The following is a 12,573-nucleotide window of genomic DNA, read 5'->3' as shown; positions in this document are numbered from 1 at the left end:
ATGGACTTGTAACATAGCCTTTTACTTTCACTTGTCGTATGAGTGCTTTAAAATGAATTTAATTGTGCCCACCTTCGTTTTATGGGTATGCCCTAAAATCACTTTTATTTTTAAATTATTTTTTAATTGTGACAAATCGTTCACAAATAGAATTGTTTCCACTAGGAAGGTTTGAAACTTACATGGTATAGTTAGAGCGATATTTAAGATGTGGAAGGTGTCTAATTTGACTAAAAAGCAAGTTTGGTATGAAGTAGAAGAAAATGAAACAATCGAGCAATGTCTAGAAAGAATGAAGAAAGATGGTTATATGGCGTTTGGGCGGAAAGAAGAGCCAGTATTTGAAGAAGTAAATGGAGAACCAGTTTACTTACGTCAAAAAATACGATTTAAAGGTATATTAATGGAAGATTGACAAAGATTTAGTTAAAAACACGAACAATTAGTTTTACTCAAAAAATATTGTTCGCATTTTGGCGTTGATTTTATAACCAACCCTTGTTAAAATGTGAAAAGGAAAAACATTTAATCCCTCATATATGCTAGAGAATATGGCTCTAGTGTCTCTACCCGGCACCGTAAATACCGGACTATGTGGGAAAGCAACTTTTGGTATGATTATAAAAAGGGTGTGGATTGCAAATGCATATATCTACATATTTTATTAACAGTCCTCAAGTAAACTGCTTTCTCATGCGCAGAGAGTAGTTTATTTGAGGATTTTTTTCGTTAATAATTACGCAAGTGGAGAAGATGTTTAAAGGAGCGAAACTCATGGAACCAAAAGTTGGCGTTATAATGGGAAGTTCAAGTGACTGGGAAACGATGAAGCATGCTTGTGACGTTTTGGAAGAACTGCAAGTACCTTATGAAAAACAAGTGGTATCTGCTCACCGTACACCGGATCTAATGTTTGAATATGCAGAAGGTGCCCGTAATAGAGGTATTCAAGTAATTATTGCTGGGGCAGGTGGTGCAGCACATTTACCCGGCATGGTAGCTGCGAAAACGACATTACCTGTAATTGGTGTGCCTGTACAATCCCGTGCATTAAATGGTCTTGATTCATTATTATCTATCGTGCAAATGCCAGGTGGAGTACCAGTAGCAACGGTTGCAATTGGTAAAGCAGGTGCGACAAATGCAGGATTGCTTGCAGCACAAATATTAGGTGCCTTTGATCACGACCTTGCTACAAAGCTTGAAGCGCGACGTGAAGCGACAAAAGCGCAGGTTTTAGAAAGCACAGGTGACTTGACGTGACAAAAATGATTTACCCTGGACAAACAATTGGTATTATCGGCGGTGGCCAACTTGGTCGCATGATGGCAGTAGCGGCGAAAGAAGCCGGCTATAAAATCGCGGTACTTGAACCTACGATGGATTCACCTTGTGGACAAGTGGCAGATATTCGCATTGTTGCCGCCTATGATGATGAGGGAGCACTGGAAGAACTAGCAGAAGTAAGTGATGTAATTACTTATGAATTTGAAAATATAGATTACGATGGTTTAAAGCGTCTAACACAAATTGCTTACGTTCCACAAGGCGCGGAACTTGTGCGCATTACACAAAACCGTATTACAGAAAAACAAATGATTGTTGATGCGGGTTGTCCGGTAGCACCGTACATTGTCGCTACTACATATGAAAAACTTCAAGAAAGCATTGGAGAAATTGGCTTCCCATGTATCGTGAAAACAGCAAGAGGCGGTTATGATGGAAAAGGTCAGCAATTGTTGAAGTCTGTGGATGATTTACCGCTAGCAAAAGATTTATTTGCACATTCACAATGTATAGCAGAGGGCTTTGTTCCATTTACGAAAGAAATTTCCGTTATTGTTCAGCGCAATGGGCAAGGTGAAACCTACTGCCTGCCAGTAGGTGAAAACGTACATGTGAACCACATTTTACATGAGACAATTGTGCCTGCAAGGATTGATACTAAAACGGCTGAATTGGCAGAAAAGGCGGCAATGAATATTGCGGATCATTTACAATTAGTCGGTACATTGGCAGTAGAAATGTTTGTGCTTGAAGATGGCAGTATTGTTATTAACGAATGTGCACCGCGCCCTCATAATTCAGGTCATTACTCAATAGAGGCGTGCAATATATCCCAATTTACACAGCATATCCGTGCTGTATGTGGATGGCCTTTAAGGAAGCCAAAGTTATGGGGACCATCGATTATGGTTAATGTGCTCGGTCAGCATGTCGTTTCATTAACAAACTCTATTTCGAAATATCCTGATTGGTCTATACATCTTTACGGAAAATCAGAAGCAAAAGTAAATCGCAAAATGGGTCACGTAACAATTATGACAGATGATATCAATACAACAATAAAACAAATTAAGGATTCCGGTATTTGGCCGGAATAGAAGGAGAAAATATATGATAGAACGCTATACACGTCCCGAAATGGGTGCCATTTGGACTGAAGAGAACAAGTTTAAGGCATGGTTGGAAGTAGAAATTTTAGCTTGTGAAGCATGGGCTGAAATTGGTGTAATTCCAAAAGAAGATGTTGTGAAACTACGTGAAAATGCATCATTTAATATGGAGCGAATTTATGAAATCGAGCAGGAGACACGTCATGATGTTGTGGCGTTTACACGTGCAGTTTCAGAAACGCCAGCACTTGGTGATGAAAAGAAATGGGTTCACTACGGATTAACTTCTACGGACGTTGTAGATACAGCATTATCATATTTAATCAAACAGGCAAATGAAATTTTACGGAAGGATTTACATAATTTCATTGCCATCCTTACTGAAAAAGCAAAAGAGCACAAAAATACAGTTATGATGGGTCGTACACACGGGGTGCATGCAGAACCAACAACATTTGGTTTAAAGCTTGCATTGTGGTTAGAAGAAATGCGCCGTAATTTAGTGCGTTTTGAAGAAGCGGCAAACGTAATTGAAACAGGTAAAATGAGCGGTGCGGTAGGAACATATGCCAATATTGATCCGCGTGTTGAAGCTTATGTATGTAAGCATTTAGGTTTAGCTGCTGCACCAATATCTACACAAACATTGCAGCGTGACCGTCATGCACAATATTTTTCTACTTTAGCACTGATCGCAACATCAATTGAAAAGTTTGCAACAGAAATTCGAGGCTTACAAAAATCAGAGACTCGTGAAGTTGAAGAAGGCTTTGCAAAGGGACAAAAAGGTTCTTCGGCAATGCCGCATAAACGTAATCCTATTGGTTCTGAAAATATGACAGGTATGGCACGTCTAATGCGCGGCTATATGTTAACAGCTTTTGAAAACGTGTCATTATGGCATGAACGTGATATTTCGCACTCATCGGCGGAGCGTGTCATTATTCCTGATGCAACAATCACATTGAATTATATGTTAAATCGTTTCGGTAACATTCTTAAAAACTTAACAGTATTCCCTGAAAACATGAAACGCAATATGGAACGCACATTTGGTCTTATCTACTCACAACGTATTTTACTAGCTTTAATTGACAAAGGCTTATCGCGTGAAGAAGCGTACGATACGGTACAACCATTAACGGCACGTGCTTGGGATGAGCAAACTCAATTCCGTCCGCTTGTAGAGGCAAGTGAAAAAATCACTTCTTATCTATCAGCATCTGAAATTGAAGATTGCTTTGACTACAACTACCATATTCAAAATGTTGATATGATTTTCGAACGTTTAGGTCTTAACTAACTAATCCATAAATCAGGGGGAATACGTCATGAACAAAGGTCAACTTTTGTACGAAGGAAAAGCAAAACGATTATATGAAACAGAAAACCCGGAAGTTCTTTTCGTTGAATATAAAGATAGTGCGACAGCATTTAATGGCGAGAAAAAAGCTGATATTGCTGGTAAGGGAAATTTAAATAACCAAATTACGACGCTAATTTTCGAGAAATTACAAGCTAACGGCATTGAGTCACACTTCGTTAAACGTCTTTCAGATAACGAACAGCTTGTACGTAAAGTAGAAATTATTCCAATTGAAGTTGTGACACGAAATATCGCTGCAGGAAGCCTGGCGAAACGCCTGGGGTTTGAAGAAGGTACGGCGCTTAAACGTCCTATCGTTGAATTCTATTATAAAGACGATACGTTAGGCGACCCCCTTATTACGACGGAGCATATCGATGTGTTAGGCATTGCAACACTGGCGGAAGTAGAAGAATTATATAACGCAGCTCTGCATGTCAATGAAGTGCTGAGTCCAATCTTCGCTACAGTTGGTGTAACATTAGTCGATTTCAAATTAGAATTCGGTCGTGATAACCACGGCAATGTATTATTAGCCGATGAAATTTCACCAGACACTTGTCGTTTATGGGACACTAAAACAAATCAAAAGCTTGATAAAGACGTATTCCGCCGTGATTTAGGCAGTATTACTGAAGTGTACGAAATTATTTTACAAAAACTTGGAGGCAATTAACTCATGAAGAAAGTCAAAATATATGTAACATTAAAAGAAAGTATTCTAGATCCACAAGGTTCTGCGGTTCAAGGCTCCTTACAAAAAATCGGTTACAACGAAGTATCAGACGTACGTATCGGTAAATATTTGGAAGTTACAATTAGCGATACTGACCGTGACGTTGACACAATCGTAAAAGAAATGTGTGAAAAAGTATTAACAAATACGGTTATCGAGAAGTACCGTTACGAAATCGAGGAGGCATAATACTATGAAATTTGCAGTACTCGTTTTCCCGGGGTCTAACTGTGATATCGATATGTATCATGCGATCAAGGACGAATTAGGTGAAGAAGTAGAATATGTGTGGCATACAGCAACAAGTTTAGACGGTTATGATGGGGTACTCGTTCCAGGTGGCTTCTCATATGGAGACTATTTACGTTGTGGTGCAATGGCAAACCAATCAAACATTATGACAGCATTAAAGGAGTTTGCAGGACAAGGCAAACCTGTGTTAGGTGTTTGTAACGGATTTCAGATTTTAACGGAGGCGGGTCTTTTACCAGGGGCATTAATCCGAAACAAGAACCTGAAGTTCATGTGCCGTACCGTACAATTAAAAGTTGAAAATAACAACTCATTATTTACGAACCAGTATGAAGCTGGCGAAGTAATTAATATTCCAATCGCACATGGTGAAGGAAACTATTATTGTGACGAGGAAACTTTGGCAGAACTTAAAGCGAATAACCAAATCGCATTCACATACGAAGGTGAAAATCCAAACGGTTCTTTAGCGGATATCGCAGGAATCATTAACAAAGAAGGCAACGTATTAGGGATGATGCCGCATCCAGAGCGTGCAGCAAACGAAATCGTTGGTGGCGCAGACGGTCTGAAATTATTTAAATCAATTGTGAAGCAGTGGAGGGAACAACATGTCAACAACTAAATTTGAGCCATCACCAGAGCAGATTAAAGAACAACGTCTATATGCGGACATGGGTATGACAGATGCAGAATTTGACTTAGCGATCGAAAAATTAGGACGCATTCCAAACTGGACAGAGACAGGTCTTTTCTCAGTTATGTGGTCTGAACATTGCTCTTATAAAAAATCAAAGCCTGTACTGCGTAAATTCCCAACAAAAGGTCCTCAAGTTTTACAAGGTCCTGGTGAAGGTGCAGGAATAGTTGATATCGGTGATGAACAAGCGGTAGTATTCAAAATGGAATCACATAACCACCCATCTGCAATTGAGCCATACCAAGGCGCAGCAACTGGTGTAGGCGGAATTATCCGTGACGTTTTCTCAATGGGTGCACGTCCGATTGCGATGCTGAACTCTTTACGTTTTGGTGAATTAAAGTCAGCGCGCGGTAAATATTTATTTGAAGAAGTCGTTGCAGGTATCGCGGGTTATGGTAACTGTATCGGTATTCCGACTGTAGGCGGCGAAATTGGTTTTGATCCTTGTTATGAAGGAAATCCGCTAGTAAACGCAATGTGTGTAGGGTTAATTGACCATAAGGATATCCAAAAAGGCGTTGCTGCAGGTGTAGGAAATACTGTAATGTACGTTGGTGCGAAAACAGGTCGTGACGGTATTCACGGTGCAACATTCTCTTCTGAAGAATTGACAGAAGATACTGAAGAAAGTCGTTCAGCAGTACAAGTTGGGGACCCATTCATGGAAAAATTACTTCTTGAAGCGTGCTTGGAAGTTGTTAAATCCGATGCATTAGTAGGTATTCAAGATATGGGTGCAGCCGGTCTTACATCATCCTCAGCAGAAATGGCTTCTAAAGCTGGTACTGGTGTAGAGATGAACCTGGACTTAGTTCCTCAACGCGAAACAAACATGACGGCTTACGAAATGATGTTATCTGAATCTCAAGAGCGTATGTTAATCGTTGTAAAGGCAGGTCGTGAAGAAGAAATTAAAGCAATCTTTGATAAATATGATTTAGATGCAGTAGCGGTAGGTCGTGTAACAGACGATAAAATGCTGCGCCTTATCCACAACGGTGAAGTAGTAGCGGAAGTACTTGCTGATGCACTTGCTGAAGATGCACCAGTGTACAATATGCCAGATGCTGAACCAGCTTACTTTGCTGAGTATCAAGGGATGGAAAACGTAGAACCTAAAGTAGTAGATTACAAGGAAACATTAACTGCTTTATTAAAAGCACCAACAATCGCTTCTAAAGAGTGGGTATATGACCAATATGACTATCAAGTTCGTACAAATACAGTAGTAGCACCTGGATCGGATGCAGCAGTATTACGTGTACGTGGTACAAACAAAGGTTTAGCGATGACGACTGACTGTAACTCCCGCTACATCTATTTAGATCCAACAACGGGCGGTAAAATCGCAGTTGCTGAAGCAGCACGTAATATCGTATGTTCTGGTGGACAACCACTTGCAATTACTGACTGCCTGAACTTTGGTAACCCGGAGAGACCGGAAATTTTCTGGCAAATTCAAAAATCAGCAGACGGAATCGCAGAAGCTTGTTTAGCACTTGATGCACCGGTTATCGGCGGTAATGTATCGATGTATAACGAACGTTCAGGTGAAGCGGTTTACCCAACACCGACAATCGGTATGGTCGGATTAGTAAAGGATTTAGCACATGTAACGACACAGGAAGTGAAAGCTGCCGGTGATGTTGTGTACTTAATTGGTGAAACGAAAACTGAGTTCGGTGGGTCGGAACTACAAAAGTTAGTTGAAGGTGGTATTTCAGGTAAAGCACCATCAATTGATTTAACTGTAGAAGCAGTTCGTCAAAAGGCAATTTTAGAGGCAATTCAAGCAGGACTTGTACAATCTGCACATGACGTTTCTGAAGGTGGCGTTGCCGTTGCCTTAGCTGAAAAAACGTTTGCTGCTAATGGTCTAGGTTTGGATGTTACTTTGACTGGTTCTGCAACGACAGCTCTATTTGCAGAGTCACAATCTCGCTTTGTTTTAACGGTAAAAGAGGGAAATACAGCTGCATTTGAAGCATTTGTAAAAGATGCAACAAAAATTGGGTCGGTAACAGCTGACGCAATGATTAAAATTAACGGTGAAACTGGCTTACTTGTTGAAGGTACTGTGGAGGAATTCCGTTCTGCTTGGAAAGGAGCAATCCCATGCTTGCTGAAATCAGAGGCTTAAACGAAGAATGTGGCGTATTTGGCATTTGGGGCAACCAAGATGCAGCCCACTTAAGTTATTACGGTTTACACGCATTGCAACATCGTGGTCAGGAGGGAGCTGGTATCGTCACAACTGACGGTAATCAGCTTCAGGCTGTACGTGGTGAAGGTCTTGTAAATGACGTATTCAATGAAGATAAGTTACGTAAGGTTGTAGGGCATGCAGCAATTGCGCATGTACGTTACGCAACTGCAGGCGGGAAAGGGCTGGAAAATGTTCAGCCATTATTGTTCCGGTCTTCAACAGGCTCACTAGCGATTGCACATAATGGTAACTTGGTGAATGCCACACATTTAAAGCAGTTTTTAGAGCGCTCTGGTAGTATTTTTAATTCTACATCTGATACAGAAGTAGTTGTACATTTAATAAAAAAATCAAAGCATTCACCTTTCCGTGCGAAAGTAAAAGAAGCTTTGTCTTTATTAAAAGGAGCATTTTCAATAATTTTGCTGACAAATGATCAGATGATTGTGGCAAGAGACCGTAATGGGTTACGTCCGCTTTCATTAGGTAAGCTGGGCGATGCATACGTTGTTGCTTCTGAAACTTGCGCATTTGACTTAATTGGTGCGGAATTCATTCGTGAAGTAGAGCCGGGAGAATTGTTGATTATTTCAAATAATGGTCTTGAAGTAGATAGCTATGTTGAAAAAGATAAACGAACTATGTGTGCAATGGAATATGTGTATCTTGCACGTCCTGATTCTAATATTGATGAGGTTAATGTTCATATGGCACGTAAACGTATGGGTAAAGAGCTTGCAAAAGAATGTGCCCATATTGAAGCGGATGTTATTACAGGGGTACCTGATTCATCCATTTCAGCGGCAATTGGCTTTTCTGAAGAAAGTGGCATTCCATATGAGCTTGGATTGATTAAGAACAGATATGTTGGACGTACATTTATCCAGCCTACTCAAGAGTTACGTGAGCGCGGTGTAAAGATGAAACTTTCACCTGTCGTACAAGTTGTTAAAGGAAAACGTGTCATAATGGTTGACGATTCTATCGTACGCGGTACAACGTCTAAACGTATTGTTCGCATGTTAAAAGAAGCGGGCGCAGCTGAGGTACATGTCGTAATCTCTTCACCGCCGATGACAGATCCATGCTATTACGGTATTGATACATCGACTCATGAGGAGCTCATTGCATCGAACCATAGTGTCGAGGAAATTCGTGAAGCAATTGAGGCGGATTCACTCACGTTTTTATCATTAGAAGGAATGGTACGTGCAACAAATCGTCCGTTTGAAGATGAAAATGGGGGTCTTTGCTTAGCATGCTTTACAGGGAAATATCCGACAGAAATTTTCCCTGATACAGTATTGCCACATGAAAAAGACTGTTAGAAATCAAGGAGGAACATGGCATTATGTCAAAAGCATATGAGCAAGCAGGCGTTAATATAGAAGCAGGATATGAAGCAGTTAAGCGTATGAAGTCACATGTTGAGCGTACGAATCGTCTAGGTGTGATGGGGACATTCGGTGGTTTTGGCGGTATGTTTGATTTATCTGCACTGAACTTAAAAGAACCAGTTCTTATTTCAGGGACAGACGGGGTTGGGACAAAGCTAAAGCTGGCATTCATGGTTGATAAGCACGATACAATCGGTGTTGACTGTGTGGCAATGTGTGTAAATGATATTGTAGCTCAAGGTGCAGAGCCGCTTTATTTCCTCGACTATGTGGCTGTAGGAAAAGCAGTACCAGAAAAAATTGAGCAAATTGTTAAAGGGGTAGCAGACGGTTGTGTTCAGTCTGGTGCAGCTTTAATCGGTGGAGAGACTGCTGAAATGCCAGGTCTATATGAAGAGGACGAATATGACTTGGCAGGGTTTGCTGTAGGTGCCTGTGAAAAAGCAGATATCATTACAGGCGAGAAAATTACTGAAGGTGACGTATTAATTGGTCTAGCTTCCAGTGGTGTACATTCAAATGGTTATTCATTAGTACGTAAAATTGTATTTGCAGATAATAATTTTGCGGTAGACGCTGTTGTTGAAGGTTATGAAGATCTTGGTCCAATCGGAGAAGCACTTTTAGTTCCTACAAAGCTATATGCAAAGCCTGTATTAGCGGCACTTAAATCTGCAGATGTACATGGCTGTGCACATGTTACAGGTGGAGGCTTCTATGAAAACCTACCACGTATGATGCCTGCAGGGTTAGCAACACAAATTGACTTAGGTACTTGGCCGGTATTACGTATCTTTGATTTCTTGAAAGAAAAAGGTGCATTAGCGGACAAAGATTTATATAACGTGTTTAACATGGGGATTGGTTTTGTCATTGCGGTACCAGCAAGTGAAGCAGAAAAAGTAATCTCTGCAGTAGAGGCAGAAGGTGAAAAAGCTTACAAAATCGGTCATGTTGTAAAAGGGGAAGGCGTTATTTTCAACGGTGAGCATGACGGGAGTTTAGTGTAATGAAAACGAAAATTGCCGTTTTTGCATCAGGAAGTGGCAGTAATTTTCAAGCGCTTGCTGAAAGTATCGCTAACGGAAAGCTTAATGCCGAAATCGGGCTTGTTGTGACAGACAAGCCTGGTGCCTACGTTGTAAAACGTGCTCAAAGTTTAAATATTCCAGTAGCAGAGTTAGCACCAAAAAGCTTTGAAGATAAAGCTGCCTATGAAGCAAAAATTGTTGAATTACTAAAAGAAAAAGAGATTGAATGGGTCATTTTAGCGGGGTATATGCGCCTGATCGGTGAAACGCTTTTAACGGCTTATGAAAATCGTATTATTAATATCCATCCATCCTTACTGCCATCATTTCCAGGAAAAGATGCTATAGGTCAAGCGATGGAGCACGGTGTGAAAATTACCGGCGTTACCGTACATTACGTAGATGCCGGAATGGATACAGGTAAAATTATTGCACAGGGTGCCGTTGATGTTGTAGAGGGTGACCGCGAAGCAACAGAAAATCGTATCCATAAATTAGAACATAAACTTTATTCGAAAACATTACAGCAGTTATTTAAATCGTAATTTCGCATGGGCCGCTCCTGTGAGGGCACTGCTCACCGAAAAAAAAGAAAAATTGGAGGACCTAATCGTGACGAAACGTGCACTTATTAGTGTTTCAGATAAAAATGGTATTTTAGAATTTGCAAAAGAATTAGTAGCACTTGGCTATGAAGTACTTTCAACTGGAGGTACAAAAAACTTATTACAAGAAAACAATGTACCAGTTACAGCAGTTGATGAGGTTACGAAATTCCCTGAGATTTTAGATGGTCGTGTAAAAACATTGAACCCAATGATTCACGGCGGTCTTCTTGGTAAATTTGATGAACCAAGTCATGTTGCACAAATGGAGGAGCACGGTATTGAACCAATCGAAATCGTTTGTGTAAATCTTTATCCATTCGTAGAAACGATTTCAAAGCCAGATGTTTCTTGGGATGATGCGATTGAAAATATCGATATCGGTGGTCCAACGATGCTTCGTTCAGCAGCGAAAAACCATGATTATGTAACAGTAATCGTAGACAGTAACGACTATGCCGCAGTACTTGAAGAATTAAAGGCAGATGGCAAAACAACATTAGAAACACGTCGTCGTTTAGCGGCAAAAGTTTTCCGTCATACTGCTGCATATGATTCGTACATTTCAAATCATTTAACAACAGCAATCGGGGAAGAATTCCCTGAAAACTTAACGTTAACTTATGAACTAAAGCAAACATTACGCTATGGTGAAAACCCTCACCAAAAGGCTGCTTTCTATGCAAAACGCCTAGGTTCGGATTTCTCGATTGCCTACGCGACACAATTGCACGGAAAAGAATTGTCATACAACAATATTCAGGACGCAAATGCTGCACTTCAAATTGTAAAAGAGTTTGAGATGCCGGCTGCTGTAGCTGTGAAGCATATGAATCCATGTGGTGTTGGTACAGGTGAAACAATCGAAGAAGCATTTAATAAAGCATATGAGGCAGATTCAACTTCAATTTTCGGTGGCATTATTGCATTGAATAAAGAAGTGGACGAAGCAACTGCTGAAAAATTATCAGGTATTTTCCTAGAAATCATTATTGCACCTTCATTCTCTAAAGAAGCACTACATATTTTAACGCAAAAGAAAAATATTCGCTTAGTAACAATTGATTTTGCACAAGAGAAGCAGGACCAATTCAATGTTGTAGCGGTAGAAGGTGGTTTACTCGTTCAGGAACCAGACCGTTTCGGCTTTGGAGAAGCAGATATTAAAGTCGTTACAGACCGTGAACCGACAGAAGAAGAATGGGAAGCGTTAAAGCTTGGATGGTCAGTAGTAAAGCATGTAAAATCCAATGCGATTGTTGTTACGGACAAGCAAATGACGTTAGGTGTAGGCGCGGGGCAAATGAACCGTGTTGGAGCTGCTAAAATTGCATTTGAACAAGCTGGTGAAAAAGCACAAGGCGCGGCATTGGCATCGGACGCATTTTTCCCGATGGGAGATACAGTAGAAGCAGCAGCAAAAGCTGGCATCAAGGCAATCATTCAACCAGGCGGCTCGATTAAAGACCAAGAATCCATCGATGCGGCAAACAAGTATGGTATCGCAATGGTATTTACAGGTGTACGTCATTTCAAACACTAATTAGTGTCTTAATGTTAAAAACATTATATTCCTTTTAATTTTAGTAGAGAAAACTGCGGATTTTCGTTATAATAGAATAAAGTTTCGCTAATGTTCTGGCCGGACGTTAGCAGAAGCGTTTGCAAATGCTTTATTTATTCTTCTTTCTGGCTGGGAGAGGGATGAATAAGACGATTGAGCGATTCTTGGCCGGGTCCTCATCGTATAATAACTTATTAATAATGCATCGACTTTGGTCGGGAGATGTATGTTAATAATAAAATGATCATTAATTGTAATAAGCACAGCACTACTTTTGGTCGGGTATCGCAGTGCGAATGACCATTAATGAAAAACGC

The 12,573-nt window shown here is 40.4% G+C and carries 12 protein-coding genes and 1 riboswitch; all 12 genes read left to right on the top strand.

The genetic code is table 11. The features are described from left to right. The first annotated feature begins 226 nt into the window (after positions 1–226). The 12 genes from MKY13_RS18165 (at position 227) to purH (ending at position 12,235) form a co-directional block, all read left to right on the top strand. Positions 227–415, top strand: coding sequence for an NETI motif-containing protein (locus MKY13_RS18165; protein WP_339214309.1), 189 nt, complete (start codon positions 227–229; stop codon positions 413–415). A 98-nt stretch (positions 416–513) separates the two neighbouring features. Next, a riboswitch (purine riboswitch) is annotated at positions 514–613 on the top strand. Between the two features lie 161 nt (positions 614–774). Continuing rightward, a complete protein-coding gene (gene purE / locus MKY13_RS18160; protein WP_339214307.1) occupies positions 775–1,263 on the top strand; it encodes a 5-(carboxyamino)imidazole ribonucleotide mutase in 489 nt (162 codons plus the stop codon). After that, entirely contained in the window at positions 1,260–2,384 is a 1,125-nt protein-coding gene (gene purK, locus MKY13_RS18155) for a 5-(carboxyamino)imidazole ribonucleotide synthase (RefSeq protein WP_191700872.1), read from the top strand. The genes purE and purK overlap by 4 nt, the downstream gene beginning before the upstream one ends. A gap of 13 nt (positions 2,385–2,397) precedes the next feature. Then, positions 2,398–3,699, top strand: a complete 1,302-nt coding sequence (purB, locus tag MKY13_RS18150; RefSeq protein ID WP_191700873.1) for an adenylosuccinate lyase — start codon at positions 2,398–2,400, stop codon at positions 3,697–3,699. Positions 3,700–3,727: 28 nt separating this feature from the next. After that, entirely contained in the window at positions 3,728–4,438 is a 711-nt protein-coding gene (gene purC, locus MKY13_RS18145) for a phosphoribosylaminoimidazolesuccinocarboxamide synthase (RefSeq protein ID WP_191700874.1), read from the top strand. Between the two features lie 3 nt (positions 4,439–4,441). After that, positions 4,442–4,687: a phosphoribosylformylglycinamidine synthase subunit PurS gene (purS, locus tag MKY13_RS18140; protein WP_191700875.1), complete on the top strand. Its 246-nt coding sequence runs from the start codon at positions 4,442–4,444 to the stop codon at positions 4,685–4,687. A gap of 4 nt (positions 4,688–4,691) precedes the next feature. Continuing rightward, entirely contained in the window at positions 4,692–5,375 is a 684-nt protein-coding gene (gene purQ / locus MKY13_RS18135; RefSeq protein ID WP_191700876.1) for a phosphoribosylformylglycinamidine synthase subunit PurQ, read from the top strand. Beyond that, positions 5,362–7,593 (top strand): phosphoribosylformylglycinamidine synthase subunit PurL, encoded by a 2,232-nt coding sequence (gene purL, locus MKY13_RS18130; protein ID WP_191700877.1) that lies wholly within the window; start codon positions 5,362–5,364, stop codon positions 7,591–7,593. Before purQ ends, purL begins: the two co-directional genes overlap by 14 nt. Then, a complete protein-coding gene (purF, locus tag MKY13_RS18125; protein WP_191700878.1) occupies positions 7,569–8,987 on the top strand; it encodes an amidophosphoribosyltransferase in 1,419 nt (472 codons plus the stop codon). The genes purL and purF overlap by 25 nt, the downstream gene beginning before the upstream one ends. 23 nt (positions 8,988–9,010) lie before the next feature. Further along, positions 9,011–10,066, top strand: coding sequence for a phosphoribosylformylglycinamidine cyclo-ligase (gene purM, locus MKY13_RS18120; RefSeq protein ID WP_191700879.1), 1,056 nt, complete (start codon positions 9,011–9,013; stop codon positions 10,064–10,066). Continuing rightward, entirely contained in the window at positions 10,066–10,632 is a 567-nt protein-coding gene (gene purN, locus MKY13_RS18115; RefSeq protein WP_339214302.1) for a phosphoribosylglycinamide formyltransferase, read from the top strand. The genes purM and purN overlap by 1 nt, the downstream gene beginning before the upstream one ends. 67 nt (positions 10,633–10,699) lie before the next feature. Further along, a complete protein-coding gene (gene purH / locus MKY13_RS18110) occupies positions 10,700–12,235 on the top strand; it encodes a bifunctional phosphoribosylaminoimidazolecarboxamide formyltransferase/IMP cyclohydrolase (RefSeq protein ID WP_191700881.1) in 1,536 nt (511 codons plus the stop codon). Positions 12,236–12,573: the final 338 nt, after the last annotated feature.

Source organism: Solibacillus sp. FSL W8-0372 (genome assembly GCF_037969735.1).
GTDB classification, from domain to species: domain Bacteria; phylum Bacillota; class Bacilli; order Bacillales_A; family Planococcaceae; genus Solibacillus; species Solibacillus faecavium.
The sequence above is the reverse complement of the archived record's forward strand: the minus strand, read 5'-3'. Positions and strand labels throughout refer to the sequence as shown.